The following is a 23,803-nucleotide window of genomic DNA, read 5'->3' as shown; positions in this document are numbered from 1 at the left end:
CTAATGCTATTTCAATTCCTCCAACATTGCCTTAATTACTGCCTGTGCAGCCCATAAACGGTTTCCAGCTTCGTGGATTACCAATGAGTTTGGCCCATCTAAAATTTCAGATGATAATTCTAAATCACGGCGTACGGGTAAACAATGCATTACTTTGGCATCGTTGGTAAACTTCAACTTTTCGTTGTTCATCATCCAGCCATCGGGGTAGGTTAACACTTTGCCATATTCTTTATAACTGCTCCAGTTTTTTACATACACATAATCTGCCCCGGCTAAAGCTTCCTCTAAATTATACTGAATATTGGCTTTAGGCGTAAAATCTTCTGAAAGTTCATAACCTTCTGGCTGAGCAATGGTAAAATCGATCATACCTTCTTCCTGTGCTTTACACATCCATTCTGCAAAAGAATTGGGTACTGCCTGAGGCAAAGCCTTTACATGAGGCGCCCAGGCTAAAACTACTTTTGGTTTGCGTCCGTCAGGCTGTTTTGTCCACGTTTCGTGAATGGTAATAATATCAGCAAAACTCTGTAAAGGGTGGCGTGTTGCACTCTCTAAACTCACTACAGGTACAGCACAGTATTTCACAAATTTATTGAAGAAATCTTCGCTGTAATCCTCTTCACGGTTGTTCAATTTCGGGAAAGAACGCAAGCCTAAAATATCGCAGTATTGTCCCATAACGGCTGCAGCTTCACGGATATGTTCAACGGTTGTGCCGTTCATCACCACACCATCCTGAGTTTCTAAAGCCCAGCCTTCTTTGTCCATATTCATCACCATTACATTCATACCCAGATTTAAGGCGGCCTTTTGCGTACTTAACCGGGTACGTAAACTTGGATTCATGAAAACCAGGCCCAGGGTTTTGTTTTTACCTAAATCCTGGTGCGCATAAGGATTTGCTTTTAACGCAAGTGCATCATTTACAAATTGTTTGATGCTTGGAACATCGTGTACGGAAGTGAACAAGTTCATCTTTTCTATTAGGTTAAAGGTTGAGCGCTGAAAGGTTGAAGGTTTGTTCTCCCTCAATCTCGCTATCCCTCAAAATTTATAATTGCGATTTATATCGCCTGATTTATTTTTTTATTTTATAATTCATAGCCTTATCCCAGGCCTTCCACCCTGCTACCTTCCTGCCATCTAACTTATTTTACTAATTTTCTAAATGCCGCTAAAAACTCATCCGCATGCGCTTTAGTCAAGTTTAAAGCAGGCAATAAACGGATTACGTTAGGTTTAGCTTCGCCGGTAAAAATATGGTGTGTAAATAATAGTTCTTTTTTAACATGTGCAAGTTCTTCGGGTAATTCAATCCCGATCATCAGTCCGCGACCGCGTACTTCTACCACCTGCTCAAATTTTTTCAGTTCAGCAATCAGGTAATTTCCAACTTCTTCGGCATTTTTGATCAGGTTATCTTTTTCCATCACTTCTAAAACCGCCAGTGCAGCAGCGCAGGCCAAATGATTACCGCCAAAAGTTGTACCTAATTCGCCATGCCAAGGTTTAAATTTAGGTGCAATGGAAATCCCGGCAACAGGAAATCCGTTCCCCATTCCTTTTGCCATGGTATAAACATCGGCTTCAACACCCGAATAATCGTGTGAGTAAAAAGAGCCGGTGCGTCCGTAGCCACACTGTACGCTATCAGCAATATAAACGGCATTATATTCATCACAAAGTGAACGGATTTTTTGAAGAAAGCTTTTTGAAGCTTCTTTAATACCGCCAACGCCCTGGATTCCTTCGATAATTACTGCTGAAATATCATTGCCCTGTGCTTTAAAAGTTTCTTCTAAAGCAACTTCATTGTTGAAAGGCAAAAAGATTACATTTTCGGTCTGGTTAACCGGAGCCACAATTTTAGGGTTATCGGTTACAGCAACGGCCAAAGAGGTACGTCCGTGGAAAGCGCCTGTAAAGGCAATCACTTTTTTTCTTCCGTTGTAAAATGAAGCCAGTTTTAAAGCATTTTCGTTTGCTTCGGCACCAGAATTACATAAAAACAGCTGAAAATCTTTTTTACCTGATACTTCACCCAATTTTTCGGCAAGCTGAACCTGTAAAGGAATTTTAACCGAGTTAGAGTAAAAGCCAACTTTATTTAACTGATCTGTCAAGCGCTGTACATAATGCGGATGGGTGTGACCAATTGAAATTACAGCATGACCGCCATATAAATCTAGGTATTGTTGTTCGTTAGCATCCCAAACATTGCTGCCTGCTGCTTTGGTAATTTCTATATCATTAAGTGGGTAAACGTCGAATAAGTTCATTTTTTAATAAGTTTAAAGACCAAAGACTAAAGACCAAAGCTTCCTGCAATATTTCATATATCATCAAGCCTAATCTATTAGTATTCAATCTTGGTTATTGTCTTAGGTGTTTAATTAAGCCAATTAACATTGCTTTAACTTCACCAGCCATTTTATAAATTTCTAAATATTTGCTTTCTTCAAGATATTCTAAATCTTTTGCCAGAAAACAAGCGTATTCCATTTCTTGAACAGAGCCTAGAGCATTATCAAGAAAATGTGCAAAATCTTTTTCGGTCCGCCGCCCTGCCCCTTCAACAATATTTAATGGAACAGAATATGCCGCTCTTTTTACCTGACTTTGCAAATCGTATTTTTCATGAGCAGGAAAATCAGGCAAAATGAATTTATAGACATATAGAACCATCAAATGTGATTTCTTCCAAACATCCAATTTCTGATAATCTCTCATTTTCTAAGCTTAAAGGCAAAAGCAAAAAGACTAAGCTTAATGCAATATTTAATCATTATTTAATTTATGTTGGCATCATGCTATCTTTGCTTTGGTCTTTGGTCTTTCAGCTTTGGTCTATAAGCCTTCTACCTAGAAATTAGCGGCCTTTAACTTAAGTCCCGCTGTTTCATCAAAGCCGAACATTAAGTTCATATTCTGAACGGCTTGTCCGCTGGCGCCTTTTAACAGGTTATCTATAATGCTGATGATAAATAATTTACCGCCATGTTTTTCTACATGAACCAGTGCTTTATTGGTATTCACCACTTGCTTTAAATCGATATTATTCCGGCTTACATGCGTAAAAGGATGCGCACTATAATACGCTTCGTAAATATTTTGTGCTTCTTCCAAAGTTAAATCAGTTTCAAGGTACATCGCAGCCAAAATCCCCCTGGTAAATGCTCCACGCTGTGGAATAAAGTTTAAAGCCTCAGAAAGTGATGGCTGTAACTGCAACAAACTCTCGCTGATTTCGTTCAGGTGCTGATGCTCAAACGCTTTATAAATGGAAAGGTTATTATTTCTCCAGCTGAAATGCGAAGTAGTTGATAAACTCTGTCCGGCACCGGTTGAGCCCGTAGTTGCATTGATGTGAACTTCTTTATTAATCAGGCCTTTTGCAGCCAGGGGCAATAAACCCAACTGAATGCAAGTGGCAAAACAACCTGGATTGGCAATATTTTTGGCCGTTTTAATTTTATCTCGGTTTAATTCCGGCAGTCCGTAAACAAATTCGCGGTTTTCGAATGCCGATTTTTCATGTAACCTGAAATCCTGTGATAAATCGATGATTTTAATGTCTTCGCTGATCGGGTTAGCGGCTAAAAACTTTTTCGCATCGCCGTGACCAACGCATAAAAATAAAACGTCAATATCCTGTGGAATATCGCTTACAAATTTTAAATCGGTATCGCCAATTAAATCAGTATGTACATCAGAAATCAGGTTTCCGGCGTTACTGGTACTATTTACAAAAGCAATTTCAACATTTGGGTGATTAACCAGGATGCGCAACATTTCGCCACCTGTGTAACCTGCACCACCAATTATTCCTGCTTTAATTTTATTCATCTCTATGAGTTTAGTGCTATTTTATAAAGAAAAAATTCCTCGTCATTTCCCTGCTTTACAAAACCGATACTTTCGTACAGGTGCTGCGCAGTAAAATTGTTAATAGCGGTTTCTAATTGTACAAATGTAGACCCGTTGTTTCTGGCAAAATCCATGGCGGTTTTAATCAGTTTTTCGCCGATCCCCTGCTCGCGGTAATCTTCAGCAACATATAAATCGTTCAGAATCCAGTTTTTACTTAATCTTACTGAAGAATATTTTGGATATAACTGTGTAAAACCCACGGGCTGCAAACTATCATCATCAATGGCTACAAAAATGACCGATTCGTTGTGCTGTAAACGTTCATTGATAAAAGCACTGGCCATGCCGATATCCGAAAACTGTTTATAAAAAATACGATACTGGTTAAACAGGCCAACTATTAGGTGAGCTTCTGTTAATCCTATCTGTTTTATCGTTATATTATTCACAATCAGTTCTGTCGTTTTGGGTTGATGGAGTTGAAAAAAGTATAAATTCTAAATCATCAACGCCAGTGCTCATGATTTTATGTTTATCACCGGCTTTAATCTGTAAACCTTTATTGGCATCAACTGTAAATGTTTCGCCTTCAATTAAAAAGGTTGCCTGTCCTTTCAATATGAAGAAAAATTGTTCTGCATAAGTATGGAAATGTAGTTTTTCTGCTGTTTGAGCCGGCATTAATTCTTGTTTAATTGCCGCCTCCGGCTTGTTTACAAAATTCCATCCATCACAATTATCGCCCCATTTATAATGACTTAAACAGTTATCTTTTGAAAGGATTTCGCTCATCTTAAGTATCAAGTTGATATTGAGTATCAAGAGAGGACAAAAACTTCCATTTCACCTCTTCCATCATACATTTTACATAAAACTAGGCTTCCTCACCATTCACTTTGTGCCAGATCATTACCTGGTTGCCGAATATTTTAGAGAAACCTTTAACATCTTCTCCGCTCCAGGCATTGTTCATTTCGCCGTAGCTACCAAATTTATTGCTCATTAAATCATGGTTAGATTCAATTCCGATAATCTGGAAACGGTATGGTAACAGTTCTACAAATACTTTACCGCTCACAAATTTTTGTGTATCGGCTAAAAATGCCTCGATATTCCGCATAATCGGATCGTGGAACTGACCTTCGTGCAGCCAGTTACCATAAAAAGATGATAATTGCTCTTTCCAGCTTAACTGCCATTTGGTTAAAGTATGTTTTTCTAAAGTATGGTGTGCTTTAATGATGATGATTGGTCCGGCAGCTTCAAAACCCACACGGCCTTTAATACCAATAATGGTATCGCCCACGTGGATATCCCTGCCAATACCGAAAGGTTGTGCAATAGCCTGTAATTTCTGGATTGCCCTTACCGGCGCCAGTTTTTCGCCATCAATAGCAATCAGTTCGCCTTTTTCGAAAGTTAATTCTACTTTACGTGCTGCTGTTTCGGTAACCTGGGTTGGCCATGCACTTTCTGGCAAAGTTTCGTGTGATGTTAAAGTCTCTTTTCCACCTACCGAAGTTCCCCATAAACCTTTATTGATCGAGTATCTTGCTTTTTCGGCACTATATTCAACACCATGCTGCGCCAGATATTCTATTTCTGCTTCGCGTGATAATTTTAAATCCCTGATCGGGGTAATAATTTCCACTCCCGGGATCAGGATATTAAAGATCATATCAAAACGTACCTGATCGTTACCTGCACCGGTACTACCGTGGGCTACATAATCAGCGCCGATTTTTTTAACATAGTTGGCAATAGCAGTTGCCTGACTTACGCGCTCTGCACTTACCGATAGCGGATAAGTTGCATTTTTTAATACGTTACCAAAAATCAGGTATTTAATACAATCATCATAATAACCTTCTGTTTCATCTACCACAGCATGCGATTTTACGCCTAAAGCATATGCCCTTTTCTCAATTTCCTGCAACTCTTCGTCAGAGAAACCACCGGTATTTACAATTACCGAGTGTACTTCCAATCCGCGGTCTTGTGCCAGGTAAATACAACAAAATGAGGTATCTAATCCTCCGCTAAATGCTAAAACAACTTTTTTCATGCTACTTAAATAAAAAGGTAAATAAAAATAAAAGGGCTTTTAAGCCAGTTTTTGGCTTTGGTTTAACAACTAAACGTTGTTTAATGCGCATAAAACGCTCGTATAATTTGGGTTTTTTCTGTAATTCTTCGGCAAATCTTTTAGCTGCATCGTGTTTTTGCGTAGCCGGATCGTAAAGCATAGCCGTACACATGCAGTTTTTACGTTCCTTCATTTTCAGGATCTCGAAGTTTACACAGCTCTGGCAACCTTTCCAAAATTCTTCATCCTGGGTAAGTTCAGAATAGGTAACCGGCTCGTAACCTAAATCGGAATTGATTTTCATTACGGCCAAACCGGTTGTTAAACCAAAAATCTTTGCTTTAGGGTACAATGTTCTCGAAAGTTCGAAAACCTTTTCCTTAATGGCATGTGCTAAACCTGCTTTTCTAAATTCAGGAGATACGATTAAACCGGAGTTGGCTACAAACTGTCCGTGGCTCCAGGTTTCGATGTAACAAAACCCGGCCCATGTGCCATCCTTATGGAAAGCAATTACCGCTTTGCCTTCGGCCATTTTGCCTGCAACATATTCCGGAGAACGCTTTGCGATACCGGTACCGCGTGCTTTAGCAGATTCGGCCATCTCGGTTACAATTTGTTCTGCAAATACACGATGTTCAGGAAGTGCAACCTGCACTATAAATTCGTTAATATCCATTCGTTTTCTAACGAAAAATTATAAGTATTCTTGTTAATTGGGTTTTTAGAGAGGATCAATTCCTCGTTACGTTTAGTTTAGGTACTAAATACGTGGAGTGAAATTTTGCCGGCTTGTGGGGTAATAAAAAACGGGCTGAAAATGATTAATAAACAAACCTTTCCCAGGCACCATTTGCGCTGTAGAAACAGAAAGTTTATGTAAAAATTGTTTAATCATTTCTTGCGTATTAAAACGGCTTTAACTCTATTGAGGTGCAAAGGTTTAAATAAAAATCGAGTTACACAATAATATCATGATTTTTTTATGTTAAGCTTTTGTTTTTTTTAAATTAACCTGACTTTATAAAGGTTTACAGAACTGTTCGCTTTTAATTTTTTTTTAATTTCATCTCTGCTGCCCCAATCAATATTAACATTGTTAAAAAGAAGCTTTAAACTTTAACATCTGCTTAACAACATTTAACATACTGAAACACGGTTAAAATACAATATTTGTATCGCTGTAGCGAATGCTGCCGAACTGTCGTTTTATTAATGTTTCTAAATATTAAATCAAATTTTAAAACTCCATGAAGAATTCTACTCCGTTTTATTTCAAATCCCTTACTTTAATTTTGCTGATCGCTTTTACAACATTTACCGCTTGCAAAAAGACTGAAACTGCCGATCCGAACATAGCCTACATCAGAGTTGTGAATACCTCGCCATCTTTAGCTACATACAATGCTTATTTTAACAGCACCATGGTTAATACAGCTGCTTTACCTTTTGGTGGTGCAGCTTCTTATACCTCTTACGCAGCAGGATCATACAGTTTAAAATTTACAACGGCCAGCAGTACCGAAAGTTTATTAACCAAAACGGTTGCACTAAGTGCCAGCAATTATTATTCTACTTACTTAATTAACAAACCTGCAGCATTAGATATTTATACCATTGGTGATGACCTTTCTGTACCGGCAGCTGATAAAGCTTATATCCGGTTCATCAATTTATCGCCGGATGCAGCTGCATTCGATTTGGCCAAAACCAGTGCAACTACGGCTTTATTTACCAGTAAGACTTTTAAAAATGCAAGTGGTTTTATCAGCGTAGATGCAGGAACTTACTCACTTGATGCAAAAGAAACCTCGTCAGGTACGGTTAAAGCAACAACAGGTAGCACTACTTTTACCGCTGGTTTCCATTATGATGTGATACTAGGCGGTTTGGTAACACCTGCAAATGATACAGAACGCCCATTGAGCTTACAGGCCATTGTAATTAAATAAAAATATTTTTTTTTCTAATTGCCCCAATACTATTGATTTAGTATGGGGCTTTTTTATGTTTAAATTCCTGAAAGATTCCTGTCTTTCAATATTTTTCAAATTCATCTTTCCGCCAATAATTTAACCAGAAATACAGGTTTTAAGCACTGAAAATATAAAAAAAGCCACGAATGAAAGCTTTTTTTTAATCGTAATAGAATTTTAACATTTTATTATTTAGAATAATTCAAAATAATTTGGATAATAACATTTTCTCCCGTTATTTTGCAGCTCTTTAGAATTAATCCAAATAAATCTTATCATGTTTAAAATCAAACTTTTCAGTTTAACTTTTCTATTAACTTTTCTCAGCTTACTCTCCTTTGCCCAGCAGTTTTCTACCATCAGTGGTACCGTAACCACATCAGATGGAAAACCAGCAGCTTATGTTTCAGTAGGTTTAAAAGGAAAAGGCTTAGGAAATGTAACCAACGATAAAGGTGTTTTTGAAATTCAACGCGTTAAACCAGGCTCATACATTTTAAGGGTTTCGGCAGTTGGTGTACAATCAGTAGAAAAGCCCATTGTAATTACTGCCGGCGAAAATAAAACTGTCGATTTTGTAATCAGCCAAAATTCAAACCAGCTTAGCGAAGTAAATATCAATAAAGGCAGGGCCAATAAATATGGCGCACAAAAGAGTGATTATGTATCAAAAATGCCGATTACCAATTTAGAAAACCCACAGGTTTATACCACCATTACCAAAGAAACATTTAACGATCAATTGATATTCTCTGTTGACGATGCAACACGTAATGCTGTAGGGATTCAAAAAATGTGGGAATCAACTGGTCGTGGCGGAGATGGTGGTGCATACTACGCATCAAGAGGCTTTATTGTTCAATCCAAACTCAGAAACGGCATTGCAGGTAATGTAACCAGCCGTAATGATGCTGCAAACATCGAAAGTGTTGAGGTAATTAAAGGCCCATCTGCTACCCTATTCGGTAGTACTTTAACCTCATACGGAGGTTTAATTAACCGCGTTACTAAAAAACCTTTCGAAGGTATGGGCGGAGAAGTAACCTATTCGGCAGGTAGTTATGATTTAAACAGGGTAAGTACCGATTTCAATTTCCCTGTTGATAAAGCCAACCACATTTATGCACGTATTAATGCTTCTTATAATTACAAAGGATCTTTTCAGCAAAATGTATTCGACAGGGGCTTCTTTGTTGCTCCGAGTTTAGCTTATAAGGTAAATGATAAACTGGATTTTACTTTTGATGCCGAAATTGCCAATGGTAAAAACACGTTAAAACCATTCGTTTTCTTCTATTTCCCGGTAAAAGACCTGGGTTTTGACAGGGCAGATCAATCAGGCATACCTTACGACAAATCGTTTACCGGTGATGCGATGAAACAAAAGTATAACAGTACAAATTTCTTTGGTCAGGCAAATTATAAATTTAACGACAACTGGTCATCACACACCAGTTTCTCCTCCAGCTATAGTTTTTCTAACGGCCGTGGAACATATTTGTTTCTGGTTCCCAACAATTATCCCCCACTGGGTAACCCCACAGCTGGCCCAGGTGCTGATATGATATCCAGAGCCGATCAATCAACCGACAACAGCAAACTTTATAACTATGAAGTTCAACAAAACTTTAACGGTACTTTTAACTTAGGATCTATTAAAAACAGGGTTGTCCTTGGTCTGGATTATTTACGTCAAAATTCTGATCAATTGTTCTATTCGATCGATACTTTCGATTTAACCAACAAAAACGGAAATGGTGCTAACTATAACGATTTTACTGAGGTTAACCTGGCTGCATTTTACGCTTCGCACCCTTATTCTAAATACCTGTCTAACTTTAAATCCAATACCTACAGTGCTTATGCATCGGATGTTATTAATTTAACCGACAGGTTAATTGCCTTAGCCGCTTTAAGGGTGGATCGTTTTGATAACAAAGGAAATTCAGACCGTTCGGGTTCTGCACCGGTTGGCGCTTATAAACAAACGGCCTTCTCACCAAAATTCGGTCTGGTATTCCAACCCATTAAAGATCAGTTGTCGTTATTTGCCAATTACCAAAACGGTTTTAACAACGTTAACGGTATAGATTATAAAGGTGATGCATTTAAGCCGGAGCAGGCTAACCAGATAGAAGGTGGTGTTAAGAGCAATCTTTTTAATGGTAAACTAACCGGATCGGTATCTTACTATTATATTAAAGTGAAAGACATGGTTAGGGGCTATAACCAGGACCCATCGAACCCAAATGCACAGATCCAGGATGGTAACAAAATCAGTAAAGGTATAGAGGCAGAAATTGTTGCCAACCCTGTTAACGGTTTAAACATTATTGCAGGTTTTGCTTATAATGATAACTACCTGCAAAATGCTTCACCTGATGTTGAAGGACGCCGTGATGCTTATTCAGCTTCACCTTACTCTGCAAACTTATGGATCAGCTACAAATTTGCTGCAGGTTCGTTAAGAGGTTTTGGATTAGGTGCCGGCGGGAATTATGCCAGTGATAACAGAATCGTGAATAACTTAATCATCACGCCAACATCTACCACTGAAAACGTGTTTATACTTCCTGCTTACAAAGTTTTCAACGCATCGGTATTCTACGATCATCCAAAATTCAGGATCGGTGCTAAAGTAGATAATTTCACCAACCAAAAATACTGGACAGGTTACAGCACCATGAATGCTCAGGATTTAAGAACTTTTACCGGCAGTGTTACTTATAAATTTTAATTAAATCAATCGTGAGCAATTGGATCAGATCAATTGCTCACGGTTTTAAAAACCGAAAACATGAAAACTAAAATCTCTTTATTAGTATTATTCCTTGCGTTTAGCATTTCGAGCGCATTTGCACATGCTTTGTGGATAGAAACATCGGCAATGGGTAAAAAAGGACAGCCACAGGACGTAAAAGTTTTTTTTGGTGAGTATGAACACAATGAACCTGATACGGCAGCAAAATGGTTCAGCAACCTGAAAGATTTCAAATTGGTTTTAACCGCTCCCAATGGCACTACCAAAGTTTTAACAACTTCGCCGGATGTGCTTTTTTACAAAGCCAGTTTTACACCAGATCAGGATGGAACATACAAAATTTCTGTGGTACATGAGGTAGCTGCAGTTTACGAGAAAGCAAAAATTGAATATTATGCATTCGCAGATGTTGCAGTGGGTGCTTCAAAAATTAACACGGTTTTTCCTGCCGATGCTGCTTTAACCATCAGACCGGATAAACACGCTTTAAAAGTGGGAGAAACGGCTGTTCATGAAGTTATTTATAACAAAACGCCTTTTGCAAACCAAAAATTAACAGTTGTTGGTCCTGATAAAAAAGGCCAGCCTACCGAAACCGATGCACAAGGTAAATTCACCTTTAAACCAGCAACAAAAGGAAGTTATTTCCTTGAAGCTTTTACCGAAGATAAAACACCGGGAAAACTGAACGGCAAAGACTACGAAAAAATCTGGCATTTGGTAACTTACACTACAGAAGTTAAATAACCAGATTAACTCAATTTTTATAACCAATTGGCAGCCAGATTGTCAATTGGTTCTTTTATTAAATAAAGCTTTAATGGCGCTTACAAAACCTATACAGAAAAAACCAAAAAAATCGCGGATAAGAAGAATCAGCGATTGGCTGCACTTGTGGCTGGGCATCGCATCAGGCCTGGTGGTTGTTCATCTGGGTGTAACGGGTTGCATTTTTGCTTTCCAGAAAGAAATTACCGAGTTTATCCATAGAAAAGAGTTTTTTGTTGAGGTACCGGCAAATAAAAAAAACATTCCTTTAAGTACATTAACGGCTACTGCAGAAAAAGCTTTAGGCGGAAAAAAGAAGGTAACGTTTATGACGAGTTACAGCAGGCCAGACAGGGCCTGGGAATTTATGACCTATAAACCCGGCGATCCTAAAGCTTTCTGGTATTTCGATTCGATAGATTATTACGATATCGTTCTTATCAACCCATACACAGGTAAGGTTACATTGGTTTCTGATTATAAGTATGAATTCTTTGGCATCATTAAAATGTTGCACTGGAGCTTTCTTATTAACCATCCCATCGGCCAGCAGATTATCGGATGGAGCACCATCATTTTTGTTTTTCTGCTAATCTCCGGTATGGTAATGTGGTGGCCTAAAAATCTCAAAAAATCGAATTTCGATAAAAGTTTCAAAATCAAATGGAAGGCGAAATTTAAACGCATCAATTACGATATGCACAATGTACTGGGTTTTTATGTGATGACGATTTGCCTGATGCTGGCTTTAACCGGCCTGGTTTGGGCCTTTCAATGGTTTCAGGCAACAGTTTATGTTGTTGCATCAGGTAGTGTTAGCCCACCAAAAGAAGTAACAGCCAAATCAGATTCGACCAAAACCATCAAAGCCATTCCTTTCGATGTAGCCTTTGAAACGGCAAAAAAGACCTTTACAAATGCAGAACGCATTGGGATGTCGCCAGCCGGAGGTGGTACAGCGCCTATTTATGCAACCGGCTACAAAGGAGAAGAAACCTTTTGGAATTTCGATGTTTTGCTATTCGATCAATACACAGGCAAATTATTGGCACGTAAAAACCAAAGCGACAAAAATGGCGGCGAAGCACTTATTGGCATGAATTACGATATCCATGTAGGCGCTATTTTGGGCCTGCCTGGAAAAATTATGGCATTTTTTGCAAGCCTTATTGCAGCAAGTTTGCCCATTACCGGATTTATCATCTGGTGGGGTAAAAAGAAAAAGAAGAAAAATCCCGCAGTTGCGGAAAACTAAGCACACCCTAATTAATCATAAAAATGAAGTTTTTAAACCTGATTTTAGTATTAACCGGTTTGATCGCCCTTAATGCTAATGCACAAACGAAAGCAGATTCTCCGGAAGAAAAATTGGAAAAAGATAGAAAAGCCATTAAATCTTTAGCAGGCTTTTACGAAGTGAATTTCAATTACGGCGAAGTAACCGCTCCGGATCCGAATTACAAATTCAGCAAGCCTTACGAAAGCCATGGTAACGAATGGGCCGAAATTATTGTTGATGAGCCTAAAAGGATCGTGATCCAGCACATGCTGGCCATTAATGATACTACTGTAATTAAACACTGGCGCCAGGACTGGACGTATGAAGATACCGACATTATGCTTTACACCGAAGGTAATGCATGGAAAAAAGGCAACTTAACTCCTGCCGATGTAAAAGGAAAATGGACGCAAAAAGTTTATCAGGTAGATGATAGTCCACGTTATCAGGGTTACGGAACCTGGAGCCACGTAGGCGGACATGATGCTTGGCAAAGCGAAACCGACTCTCCACTGCCAAGAAGAGAATCGACCGTGCGTAAAGATTACAATGTATTAAACCGTGGCAGCAGGATCACCATCACTAAGGATGGCTGGATGTTCGAACAGGATAATAAAAAGATTGTACGTTCAGCCAGTGGCGATAAATTATTAGCAGTTGAAAAAGGTTATGAAGAATTTACTAAAATAGACCCTAAAACTTTCGCCAATGCACAAAAATGGTGGGCCAGCCAAAAATCTTACTGGGCAGATGTTCGTGGCGTTTGGGCCGATATTATCGGATCTCAAAATACTTTCAAAGTACAAACCATGGCAAATGGTAAATTGCTTTACGAAACACTTTTTAGCTTAGGCGATCAGTCTATCAAAGAAAAATGGACTGCTGCTCAGAATAAAGAAAAAATTAAAACTGCTTTACAGCCTTATCTGCTAAAGTAAAATAAGCTCACTTATATGAAAAGGTTGGTGATTAATAGCATGGCTGTTAACATCAACCTTTTTTATGTTTAAACATGAAAATGTTTGCGCTCGTTTCCAAACGAGGCATAAATAGCTATACGATTCTATCGTTTGTAACGATAAATTATTCGAGTAATGGCTATGCTGTTACTCGTCAACCTTTTTTTGAATGTTAGTCGGGATTTGCAATCCCGACTTAATAAACTGTGGATTTATAATCCACTAAAAGGATTAAAAATCCTTAGTACCAGGGTCGGGATTACAAATCCCGGCCAACAGTAACTTTATTTTACTAAATTCCGGCATGAAAAAATCTGGCTTCATCTTCTTTCTATTTCTGACCATTAACAGTTTCGCTCAAGATTCTGTTTATACCCGTAACGTAATAAATACGCTTACATCAAAAGCATTTTGGGGCAGAGGTTATACCAAAGATGGCATGAAAAAAGCGGCCGATTATATTGCAGATGCTTACCACCGAATGGGACTTTTACCTATGGGTACCAATTACAAACAGGATTTTTCTTTTCCAGTAAACACCTTCCCGGGAAAAATGATGGTTAGCATTAATGGCCAGAAACTTATTCCCGGTAAAGATTTCATTATTAATAACGAAAGCCCCGGCATCAAGCAAAAAGCGAATTTAACCCCTCTGGACAGTCTTAATTACCAGGCTACATCTTCGTTAACCGTTTCTTTAAAAGATAAACTCACCTGGTCTGTTGCAACCGAAGTCGGAGAAAAAACAATCCTTCAGGTTAATAAAAAATATTTTACGGCCATACCAAAAGAAATCAGTGTTGATATCGAAAATAAATTCGTTCCCGGTTTCCAGGCAGCAAATGTTTGTGCTTTTGTTAAGGGAACCAGATTTCCTGATTCACTTTTAATGATCACTGCACACTACGATCATTTGGGCGGAATGGGTGCCGATACCTATTTCCCGGGTGCCAACGATAATGCCGCCGGTGTGGCCACATTATTAAGTCTGGCAAAATATTATGCTGCCCATCCACAGCCCTACTCTATCGGTTTCATCTGTTTTGCGGGTGAAGAAGCCGGGCTATTAGGTTCGAGGTATTTTGTAGAAAATCCGCTCATTCCTTTAAATAAAATTAAATTTCTCCTTAACCTTGATCTTGTTGGAACAGGTGAGGCCGGAATGACGGTAGTTAATGCATCTGTTTATCCAAAAGCATTTGCATTGCTTAATCATATTAACAATCAACACCGCTATATTTCAAAAATCAATTCGAGGGGAAAGGCCGCCAACAGCGATCATTATTTCTTTACCGAAAGAGGGGTTCCTGCATTTTTTATCTACACCCAGGGCGGCCCATCAGCTTATCACGATGTATTTGATCAACCCGAAACTTTACCGCTTACCGAGTATAAAGATCTCTTTAAACTGATTGTTGGTTTTAACGAAAAACTAATGGAATAGGTTCTTTTTCAGGACAAAACCCTGAAACCACTATCCAAACCTTTTAATTCCCGTTTTACCGGATTGGGATAATATAATAAGCCTTTGGGATAATTAAATATAGCAGGCAAGTGCGTATGCTCATCTTTGAATCAACAAAAAACGAAACAAGATTCATTATGAAAATTATACAAAAACTTAGCCTGGCATTTTTATTATTAACTGCAATTGCGTTTAAATCGAATGCCCAAAACCAGCTCGAAATTGTTATAGTAGGCTCAGCCCACGATAATTCTAAATCGGCACAAAATTTTCAGGCCATCATCGATAAACTGAAAAACTTTAAACCTGATATGGTTTTTGGGGAATATTTACCGGAAAGCGATTATGCAAAGCTTGAACAAAGCAACTGGGCAGTGAAAGTCTTTAAAAAAGGCCACGATTATGTTGAAAAACTAAACCCTGAACCGGTAAAAAATATTGCTGCACAAATTAAAAAAGAACATAAAGCACTTTCATCTTTTGCTTACTATCATAAAACCCGTATGGATTTAGCCGTTAATTATGCTAAAAACCTGGATAGAGCAAATGCGGAATACCAGATTTTTATACTCGAAAATTACATGAAAGATAAGTTTGGTAAAGAAGAGCAGGCACAATATGCAAAAATGTTTGGAAGTGTAGATTCTTTAAAAAAGGCTGGATTGTACAGGCCAGAAAGCGAATACAGCAAAATTTATTTTCCGCTTATTTATCAATTAGGTCAGGATCAGGTTTACAAAATGGATTGCCAGACTTATGATAAACCCTGGAGCGAAGCCTGGGCCAAAACAGATTCTTTATACAAAATCATGATCACCAAAGCCAAAGCAGATAGTACATCTGCCGAAGCAGCAACGGTTAAAGCCATCGAAACTTATTGGAGTTATAGTGATGAGGAATCTAAAGTTTTCAACGCCGATCAATATGCCGGCATGAATACTGTAAAATATGGCGTGTTGGATGAAGCATGGAATTTTTATGGAGGATCTCATTTTTATGGTTATACAGGTTTCCCTACTGAATCGGTAAAAGCAATGATTGCCCAATGGATGTTAAGAAATGAGGGCATGTGCAAAAACATCATTGAGCAAGCGAGGGCACAAAAAGCAAAACGGGTTGTAGTGGGTGTTGGCGCATCGCACCGTAAATGGATGGAAGAAATTCTGGCCAAAAATCCGGAGGTAAAAATTATCAATTATAACGATCTGCACTAATTGCCAGAGTTTGTGTCTTCACAAACCGCTACCTTATAATGTTCATGGTCTGCGCGGGGCAAAAACCATGAACATTTTTATTGAAAAATCTCAGCGAGCAATTCGTAGGATCTTATCCGGTCTTCAAAATGCTCGGTAATGGTAACGGCCATCAGTTCGTCTACGTCATAATCAGTAGCTAATTGGGTTAATCGTTCTTTAATTACAGCTGGTGTACCATAAATCATCCGCTGTTTATTGGCCTTAATCCGTTCCTGTTCAGCAGCATTGTAACTTACATCCTTAATATCGGCCCAGCCAACGGCAGGCAACCCCTTCCCTTTTTCCAGTTGTAAAAACCGGTAATTCATTAAAGCTTCCTGCTGTTTTACCTTTTCCTCATCCTCCGAACAGAAAACATGGAGCGCTACATTTTCGACCGGCTTAGTCAGATCTACCGAAGGTTTAAAGTGCTCCCGGTAATACTGAATCGCTTGTGCACCGCCTACCGGATTAATGAAATGCGCAAAAGAAAAACCCATCCCGAAATGTGCTGAAAACAAAGCGCTTTGTCCGCTGCTGCTTAACAACCACTGTTGCGGAACGGTTTCAGAAACCGGAATCGCTTTTATTTTAGCTTGTATGCCGCAATCAGAAGTATCATGTAGATAATGCTGCAGTTCGCGCAGTTGCTCTACAAAATCCTGTTCGCTCCAGTTGTTTGATGGATTGAGCATTGAGGCCGTAATCCGGTCGGTTCCTGGCGCACGCCCCATCCCTAAGTCGATCCTGTTAGGGTGCATTACTTCCAATAAACGGAAACTCTCAGCAACCTTCAAAGCACTGTGGTTGGGCAGCATAATGCCTCCGGAACCTATTCTTAAAGTTTTGGTATGATTAGCCAGATGTGCAATTAAAACTTCTGGAGTAGAACCCGCCAGGCTGGTGGTATTATGATGTTCTGAAACCCAAAAACGGTGATAACCTAATTTTTCAGCTTCTTGTGCAAGTATAGTGGTTTCTTCAATGGCGCGACGGGCGGTAACACCTTTTCGTACCGGCGACTGATCTAAAACACTGAGTTTAATTTTTGTATTGCCCATAATCGTATTAAACAAATTTATGAGCCTGCTGATTTAAATCGACACGACAAAAAGCTTTATGACTTTTAGATTATTAGGCTAAAGTCAATTTTACTAAATACTGATCTTCTCCATCATCAAAAATCAGTTCAGCATCCCAACCTGTTTCTTTTGCAGTGCTTTTAATGGTTTCTTCATCTATATAAATCCAGTTGAACCAATTGCCTTTTTCCCCTTTATATTCGTACTGGTAAGATACTTCACCATAATATTGATTTTCCGGTTTTGGCATATCTTCATATAGATAAGCGATATCCGAAGAATCGAAAAGTACCTGCCCGTTGGGATTAATGAGATCTTTCAATCTGATCAGAAAATCTTTGAATCCGGGCAATGTTCCCGTCAGGCCGATACCGTTCATGAGCATGATAATGGTATCAAATTTCTCCCGATAGGTGAAAATATCCTGTACAAATGCTTTTTTAACGCCGCGGTCTTTCATGATATTTACCGCAGCCTCAGAAATGTCGATAGCCGTAACATCAATGTTAAAAGCCTGTAAAAGCAGGGCATGACTGCCAACGCCGGCACCGATATCCAATACCTTACCACTGCACATATGCAAAGCCTGCAATTCTAAAACCGGCATGTCTTCATCATCACGGAAGAAAAACTCTAAAGGCATTTCTTCAGGTTCGCCGTACGAATTATGCAGCCAAAGGGTATCTGCCTCGCCTGTTCTGTAAATATCTGTTAGCGCTTTACCAAAAACATCCATGGGGGCAAAGATAGGGAAAAAGGATGATGGACGATGTAAGATGGATGAGGTGTGGTGGACGGGGCAAGGAATAGTTAGTCGGGATTTGTAATCCCGACTTGAGAACTAAGGATTTTCAATCCTTACAAAAACAGATTAAAAATCTGGAATACATGGGTCCGGATTACAAATCCGGACCAACGCTTAGTTTATATTACTCCAGCTCAAATACCTGATGATACTCGGGAATAGCAACATGTTTAAAACCTGTATTTTTTAACCTTGTAGCGAAATGCTGCTGTACCTCGTATTCACCATGAACCAAAAACAACTGTTTCACCTTTGCCGGATCCTGACAAGATAAAAAGTGCAGTAAATCTTCATAATCGCCATGTGCACTCATCGATTTAATCGATCTTACCTCCGCCTTCACTTCATATTCATCGCGGAAAATTTCAACTACTTTTTGTCCGGCTATTAACTTGCCGCCAAGTGAGTTAGGCTCACAATAACCCACCATTAAAATCGTATTTTTCTGGTTGCTGATGTTATTTCTGATGTGGTGTTTTACGCGACCAGCCTCAGCCATACCCGATGCCGAAATAATTACACATGGCCTTGGATCTTCATTTAAAGCTTTCGATTCTTCTACACTTTCAATAAAACGCAGCCCTTTAAAAGCAAAAACGTCATGATCAACTTTTAAAATTTCCTTAACACCATTATTGTACACTTCAGGGTGGTTTTTAAGAATTTCGGTCGCTTTTGATGATAGCGGACTATCTACGTAATAAGGCACATCAGGCAATTTGCCTTTGAGTTCCAATCCGTTTAAAGCATAAAGCAATTCCTGTGTGCGGCCAACGGCAAAAGCGGGAATAATTACTTTGCCTTTTTTTACTTTACAGGTATTGTTGATGATCTCCAGCAGCAAATTTTCAATCGGATCGAGGTCTTTATGCAATGAATCACCATAGGTAGATTCCATTAAAATATAATCGGCCTGATCAAACTGCTGCGGGCTTTTTAAAAGCAGGTCGCCATAACGGCCCACATCACCAGAAAAAGTAATACGTGTTGGTTTCCCATCTTCGGTGATGGTAAGATGAACCGCAGCGCTGCCCAAAATGTGGCCGGCATCGGTAAATTTCAAATGTATATCAGGTTCAATTTCAAAGTCTTCTTCATACTCCACAATCTTCATCAAACTTAATGTTCTGGTAACATCTTCTTCCGTGTAAAGCGCTTCTTCCATTTCCTCTCCATGGCGGAGGTGGCGGTTAGCGTATTCGGTATCCTGTATCTGGATTTTTGCCGAATCCATCATCAGTATCCGGGCAAGGTCCATTGTGGCCGAAGTACAAAAAATTTTGCCTTCAAAACCTTCTGCAACCAGTTTGGGCAATAAACCACAATGATCGATATGTGCGTGGGATAGAACGAGGTAGGTAACCTTTTTAGCATCGAAGCCAAAATAATCGTTTAATTTATCGGTAACGCGGCCCATCCCCTGGAATAATCCGCAATCTAATAATATTTGGGTACCGTTTTTTAAGGTAATAAGGTGCTTACTCCCCGTAACTGTACGGGCGGCTCCATGAAAAGCAATGTTCATCTAGAAATGTTGGTTAGAAAATATTTAGAATAAAAATGCCGGATATTTCCGGCACTTCCAATTCTTTAAGCATTTATTTCTGATGCTTTATCTTTAACCTTATCCACAACACTGGTGGCTTTCTCGGCCAATCCTGCTAATTTATCTTTCGAGGCATCTAAAAGATCAGCAAAAAAGTCTGTTACCTTACTTTTAAGATCGCTGGTAGAATCTGATGATAATGCCAATGCGATGGTTGCACCAAGTGCTGCTCCGGCTAATACGCCTACTATAATTTTTGTCTCTTTTTTCATGATCTTAGTGATTTACTTATTAAACATATTTAATCCACAGGTGTTTTATTTTTTTCATCTTACAAAAACCAATCCACAATGAAAAGTATATTTTTTATTGATCTCGACAATACCATTTATTTTACAAAGCCGAACGAAGAACAGTTAATGGGTGAATTATACCGCTTTTTAGAAAGTCTGGATTTAGGAATCAGTGATGAAGACTTTCAGCTCGCCAAACAGGATATGCTAAGAACCCCTTTTTTAAAAGTGGCTAAGAAATATGGTTTTAGGGAAGAAGTAATGCCCGAAGTGCTTTCTTACCTTGAAAACCGCGAAGTAAGCAAGCCTTTGAAACCCAGTGATGATTACCATTATATTAAAAACCTGAAGGGGCGGAAATTTATTGTAACAGCAGGCTTTCAAAAACAACAGGTATCGAAAGTTAGAATGCTGGGCATTGCCGATGATTTTGAGGAGGTGCGTGTTGTGGATGTTTCTGTTAACAATAAGAAAGACGTTTTTGAAGAGTTGATCGATCAGCACAATCTTAACGTTAACGACATTTTAATTATTGGCGATGATGCTGACTCAGAAATTAGGTACGGACTGGAACTGGGAATCAGCACTTTTTTACTCGATCCGGATAATTTACACCCAAACGCAGAGAGCACGTTTAGATGGAATGATTTGAGTATGCTACATAAAGCGGCGGAGCAATAAAAGTATTTATTTCCGGTATATCTTGATGGTATAAAATAGATACTTTTGCAAAATTGTTTTGCTCAACCATATGGATAATCTACTTTATAAGCTCAAATTCATTTATTCACGTTATCTCATTATTGCACTCGGTTCGATAATAGGCTTTTCGTTATTAAATATTTACTTTTTCCAAACGCAACTTATACCGCTCGAGGATTTCTTTTACGAATTTTTAATGCCGCTTCTACTTCCGGTTATACCTTTGATCTTTTGGCTAAGGCCCTGCCGGAAACTTTTGAAACTAGAGCAAAAGAATGGCAGGGATCTGTTTAACCTATATGTTCTATTGGCATATTTTGCCATACTATTTCCTTTTTTCTTAAGTCAGAAATACATTCGTGATGCAGTGGGCAAACTAACTAAATTGCCGTCTATTAATCAGATTGATAAAACCCATTTAACAAAGTTTTATCATATCAGTCATATTTATCTTGATAAAGCCCATTCTAATATAAGGTTTGTTTCTAAGATAAGCGGCAAAAACAATGCGAATCTTACATTTACTGCATATGTTGCGGTTCCCATTTATGAATACCCGATCCCCCCGCCGTTATGGGCATCTTTACCTACACGAGAATCAACCCACAGTGATGGCCCTTTGTTATCGAACATACCTTTAAACTATTTTGTGCCTAAAGCCTGGCTAGGTTGGCAAAGATCATTACGTATAAGAAACAGACAACCCGATGCAGTTAAAGATTCGGTGTTTAGAAGTTTTATTAAAGAAACCTATCTGAATTTTAAAAATGATAAAATTTATGGCTTTGATTACCTTCAGAAAGCAGGCCTTAGTAAAGAAAATGAAAATTTCAACCTGGGCATTCGCAATGTTTATTATGCCAAAAAGCCAATTATATTGATTCCAAAATATAATCTGTTCGAAAAAAGAGGTGATGTTTATCTGCTTTGTACAATCTTATCATTTTGTATCGGTTCGATCATATGGTTTCTAATATTGATACCCGTAAAACTAAAAGAAGATAAACTGGCCAGCTAATAAAAAAAGTCCCGATTTTCATCGGGACTTTCAATTTATCCTCTGCCACCTCTTGATGGTCTTCCGCTTTCACCACCACCTCTTTGTTGAGGCGGAGCCTCCGATCTTCTTTGTTCTTGTCTCTGTTGTTGTTGCTGCTGTTGCTGAACCCTCTGTTGTTGAGCCTGAGCATCACGCTGCGCTCTTTCCTGTTGCTGTTGTTGTGCCTGTTGTGCACGTTGTTGTTGCATTTGCTCATTACGTTGCTGCTGAGCCTGCGCATCGCGTTGTGCTCTTTCCTGCTGCTGTTGCTGTGCCTGTTGTGCACGTTGCTGCTGCATTTGCTCATTACGTTGTTGCTGTGCCTGTACATCGCGCTGAGCCCTTTCCTGCTGCTGTTGCTGGGCTTGTTGTGAACGTTGCTGCTGCATTTGCTCATTACGTTGTTGCTGTGCCTGTACATCGCGCTGAGCTCTTTCCTGCTGCTGTTGCTGGGCTTGTTGTGAACGTTGCTGCTGCATCTGTTCGTTACGCTGAGCTCTTTGTTGCTCCATTTGAGCCGCACGTTGTTGATCATCTGCACCTCGTTGTGGCTGAACATCACGTTGCGTACGTTGCTGATCCTGGCTCATACGATCCTGATTGCGCTGCTGCCTCATCTGCTCTAAACGTTGCTGATCCTGACCGCGGTTGGCATTATCCTGTCTGTTGCCATTATCAATACCATTGGTACCTCCACGGCTAACACGTCCGTTTGCATCCCTGTTATAAGCTTCGCCCCTGTTATTTGGCTGGTTGTTATCTCTGCCTACATTACCGTTATTTCTGTCGGGTTGTGTTGCATTGCGGTTATCCCTTGATCCGAAACGGTTATCGTTATTGCCTGGATTACCACCTCTCTGATCGCGGTTGGTATAACCTTCATTTCTTCCACTTCTGCTGAAACCCGCATTGCCCTGTTCAAATCTTTTAGGTGCAGCACTGCGGTTATCCACATTACGCTCTGGTCTTGGTCTGTAAATAGAAACCTCTCTGCCTCCAACCCTGCTTGCGCCAGGTCGTGAACTCTGAGCATATCTATAAACGGTTACATCCCTGTTGGTTGCACGTCTGATATCTTCAACCCGTGGTCCGCCATAATAAGTTCTTCTGTTATACACATAAGTATTATTAATGATGGTTGTGTTACGGATATACACATTGTTGCGGCCATAATCATATCGTGGGAAAGTATTGATATAAATATTACGCTGCGGAATAAAATTCCAGCAGAATTCCGGCACTACATAACGGCGGCCAAAGCTTAAATTAATACTGATGCTTGGTGCCATTGGTGCCCAGCCGTAATAACCATCGCCACTTCTCCAGTCAACCCATGCCGGTCCCCAATTGGTATCAGGCAACCAGATCCATTGTCTGTAACTGTTAATTACCCAACGGCCGTAGTGGAAAGGTGCCCAGCCCCAATCGTAATTAGATACCCAGGTATTGCCATATTCTGTCATGGCCCAACGTCCGTTTGTATAATATGGACGGAAATCACTTTGATCTACATCCGGACGCCAAACGTAGCCATATTGCGGATCCTGAATCCAGGTTCCATAAGGCGAAAGTTCGTCGTAAAAGGTTTGTAAAGAAACATTGCCAGTGCTGTAACCATCATCCTGGTAATCGTTTTGATAGTCTTGTGCCCTGACAAGGGTTGTGGTTCCGGCAAGGAGCGCAAAGAGCCCCAGCACAAGTGCCGTAGATTTCAGTGTTTTCATTTGTGTGTTTTATTTTTAATAACCTAATGTGTGTGTATCAATTAGAGAACCAAAAATGCAGATGGTTTAATATGCAAGCATAGTTTTTGCGTTTTCCTTTAAATATTGCCCCGGAAGGCATATTTAACTAATATTTAACGTTTTAAGTACGTTTTAATTGTGCAGAAAATTAGTCAGTTAGAAATAAAATTTGCTACACCATTACTT

General features: G+C 39.3%; 22 protein-coding genes. 9 read left to right on the top strand and 13 right to left on the bottom strand.

Going from position 1 to position 23,803, the window contains the following annotated elements:
• Positions 1-6 precede the first annotated feature (6 nt).
• The 8 genes from ABD769_RS16295 to ABD769_RS16260 all read right to left on the bottom strand — a co-directional run bounded on the left by ABD769_RS16295 (position 7) and on the right by ABD769_RS16260 (position 6,641).
• The gene (locus ABD769_RS16295) at positions 7-981 is read right to left on the bottom strand and encodes a Rossmann-fold NAD(P)-binding domain-containing protein (protein ID WP_344852456.1); all 975 of its coding nucleotides are present in this window, start codon (positions 979-981) and stop codon (positions 7-9) included.
• A gap of 173 nt (positions 982-1,154) precedes the next feature.
• The gene (locus ABD769_RS16290; protein ID WP_344852455.1) at positions 1,155-2,285 is read right to left on the bottom strand and encodes an aspartate aminotransferase family protein; all 1,131 of its coding nucleotides are present in this window, start codon (positions 2,283-2,285) and stop codon (positions 1,155-1,157) included.
• A gap of 94 nt (positions 2,286-2,379) precedes the next feature.
• Positions 2,380-2,736: a four helix bundle protein gene (locus ABD769_RS16285; protein WP_113947596.1), complete on the bottom strand. Its 357-nt coding sequence runs from the start codon at positions 2,734-2,736 to the stop codon at positions 2,380-2,382.
• Between the two features lie 132 nt (positions 2,737-2,868).
• The gene (argC, locus tag ABD769_RS16280) at positions 2,869-3,852 is read right to left on the bottom strand and encodes an N-acetyl-gamma-glutamyl-phosphate reductase (protein WP_344852454.1); all 984 of its coding nucleotides are present in this window, start codon (positions 3,850-3,852) and stop codon (positions 2,869-2,871) included.
• Between the two features lie 2 nt (positions 3,853-3,854).
• Complete coding sequence (locus ABD769_RS16275) at positions 3,855-4,325, bottom strand: GNAT family N-acetyltransferase (RefSeq protein WP_344852453.1); 471 nt, start codon at positions 4,323-4,325, stop codon at positions 3,855-3,857.
• A complete protein-coding gene (locus ABD769_RS16270) occupies positions 4,318-4,668 on the bottom strand; it encodes a cupin domain-containing protein (protein ID WP_344852452.1) in 351 nt (116 codons plus the stop codon). The genes ABD769_RS16275 and ABD769_RS16270 overlap by 8 nt, the downstream gene beginning before the upstream one ends.
• Before the next feature lie 82 nt (positions 4,669-4,750).
• Positions 4,751-5,941 (bottom strand): argininosuccinate synthase, encoded by a 1,191-nt coding sequence (gene argG, locus ABD769_RS16265; protein ID WP_344852451.1) that lies wholly within the window; start codon positions 5,939-5,941, stop codon positions 4,751-4,753.
• Position 5,942: 1 nt separating this feature from the next.
• Entirely contained in the window at positions 5,943-6,641 is a 699-nt protein-coding gene (locus ABD769_RS16260; protein WP_344852450.1) for a Clp protease/crotonase-like domain-containing protein, read from the bottom strand.
• A gap of 571 nt (positions 6,642-7,212) precedes the next feature.
• Here ABD769_RS16260 and ABD769_RS16255 point away from each other — a divergent pair.
• The 7 genes from ABD769_RS16255 to ABD769_RS16225 all read left to right on the top strand — a co-directional run bounded on the left by ABD769_RS16255 (position 7,213) and on the right by ABD769_RS16225 (position 16,384).
• Complete coding sequence (locus ABD769_RS16255) at positions 7,213-7,914, top strand: DUF4397 domain-containing protein (protein ID WP_344852449.1); 702 nt, start codon at positions 7,213-7,215, stop codon at positions 7,912-7,914.
• A 301-nt stretch (positions 7,915-8,215) separates the two neighbouring features.
• Positions 8,216-10,675, top strand: a complete 2,460-nt coding sequence (locus tag ABD769_RS16250) for a TonB-dependent receptor domain-containing protein (protein WP_344852448.1) — start codon at positions 8,216-8,218, stop codon at positions 10,673-10,675.
• Between the two features lie 60 nt (positions 10,676-10,735).
• Positions 10,736-11,446: a DUF4198 domain-containing protein gene (locus ABD769_RS16245; RefSeq protein ID WP_344852447.1), complete on the top strand. Its 711-nt coding sequence runs from the start codon at positions 10,736-10,738 to the stop codon at positions 11,444-11,446.
• 73 nt (positions 11,447-11,519) lie between these two features.
• Complete coding sequence (locus ABD769_RS16240; protein ID WP_344852446.1) at positions 11,520-12,722, top strand: PepSY-associated TM helix domain-containing protein; 1,203 nt, start codon at positions 11,520-11,522, stop codon at positions 12,720-12,722.
• Positions 12,723-12,745: 23 nt separating this feature from the next.
• The gene (locus tag ABD769_RS16235) at positions 12,746-13,684 is read left to right on the top strand and encodes a DUF6607 family protein (RefSeq protein ID WP_344852445.1); all 939 of its coding nucleotides are present in this window, start codon (positions 12,746-12,748) and stop codon (positions 13,682-13,684) included.
• Between the two features lie 325 nt (positions 13,685-14,009).
• Positions 14,010-15,149 (top strand): M28 family metallopeptidase, encoded by a 1,140-nt coding sequence (locus ABD769_RS16230; protein WP_344852444.1) that lies wholly within the window; start codon positions 14,010-14,012, stop codon positions 15,147-15,149.
• A 158-nt stretch (positions 15,150-15,307) separates the two neighbouring features.
• The gene (locus tag ABD769_RS16225; RefSeq protein ID WP_344852443.1) at positions 15,308-16,384 is read left to right on the top strand and encodes a DUF5694 domain-containing protein; all 1,077 of its coding nucleotides are present in this window, start codon (positions 15,308-15,310) and stop codon (positions 16,382-16,384) included.
• A 77-nt stretch (positions 16,385-16,461) separates the two neighbouring features.
• Here the strand turns inward: ABD769_RS16225 and ABD769_RS16220 are convergent, their stop codons facing one another.
• The 4 genes from ABD769_RS16220 to ABD769_RS16205 all read right to left on the bottom strand — a co-directional run bounded on the left by ABD769_RS16220 (position 16,462) and on the right by ABD769_RS16205 (position 20,110).
• Positions 16,462-17,466 carry an LLM class flavin-dependent oxidoreductase gene (locus tag ABD769_RS16220; protein WP_344852442.1) on the bottom strand — a complete coding sequence of 335 codons (1,005 nt, stop codon included), beginning with the start codon at positions 17,464-17,466 and terminating at the stop codon, positions 16,462-16,464.
• Between the two features lie 73 nt (positions 17,467-17,539).
• Entirely contained in the window at positions 17,540-18,223 is a 684-nt protein-coding gene (locus ABD769_RS16215) for a class I SAM-dependent methyltransferase (RefSeq protein ID WP_344852441.1), read from the bottom strand.
• Positions 18,224-18,416: 193 nt separating this feature from the next.
• Positions 18,417-19,817: an MBL fold metallo-hydrolase RNA specificity domain-containing protein gene (locus tag ABD769_RS16210; protein WP_344852440.1), complete on the bottom strand. Its 1,401-nt coding sequence runs from the start codon at positions 19,815-19,817 to the stop codon at positions 18,417-18,419.
• Between the two features lie 65 nt (positions 19,818-19,882).
• On the bottom strand, positions 19,883-20,110 hold the full coding sequence (locus ABD769_RS16205) for a YtxH domain-containing protein (RefSeq protein ID WP_344852439.1): 228 nt from the start codon (positions 20,108-20,110) through the stop codon (positions 19,883-19,885).
• A gap of 78 nt (positions 20,111-20,188) precedes the next feature.
• Here ABD769_RS16205 and ABD769_RS16200 point away from each other — a divergent pair, with 78 nt between their 5' ends.
• Together ABD769_RS16200 and ABD769_RS16195 are read left to right on the top strand one after the other, a co-directional pair.
• Positions 20,189-20,812, top strand: a complete 624-nt coding sequence (locus ABD769_RS16200) for an HAD family hydrolase (RefSeq protein ID WP_344852438.1) — start codon at positions 20,189-20,191, stop codon at positions 20,810-20,812.
• A 277-nt stretch (positions 20,813-21,089) separates the two neighbouring features.
• Positions 21,090-21,851: a hypothetical protein gene (locus ABD769_RS16195; RefSeq protein WP_344852437.1), complete on the top strand. Its 762-nt coding sequence runs from the start codon at positions 21,090-21,092 to the stop codon at positions 21,849-21,851.
• A 35-nt stretch (positions 21,852-21,886) separates the two neighbouring features.
• Here ABD769_RS16195 and ABD769_RS16190 read toward each other — a convergent pair whose 3' ends face one another.
• Positions 21,887-23,596, bottom strand: a complete 1,710-nt coding sequence (locus ABD769_RS16190; protein WP_344852436.1) for a DUF6600 domain-containing protein — start codon at positions 23,594-23,596, stop codon at positions 21,887-21,889.
• Positions 23,597-23,803 lie beyond the last annotated feature (207 nt).

It is taken from the genome of Pedobacter jeongneungensis (assembly GCF_039538295.1).
GTDB lineage: Bacteria > Bacteroidota > Bacteroidia > Sphingobacteriales > Sphingobacteriaceae > Pedobacter > Pedobacter jeongneungensis.
Note: the sequence above shows the minus strand (reverse complement) of the source record. Positions and strands in the feature narration are given on the sequence as shown.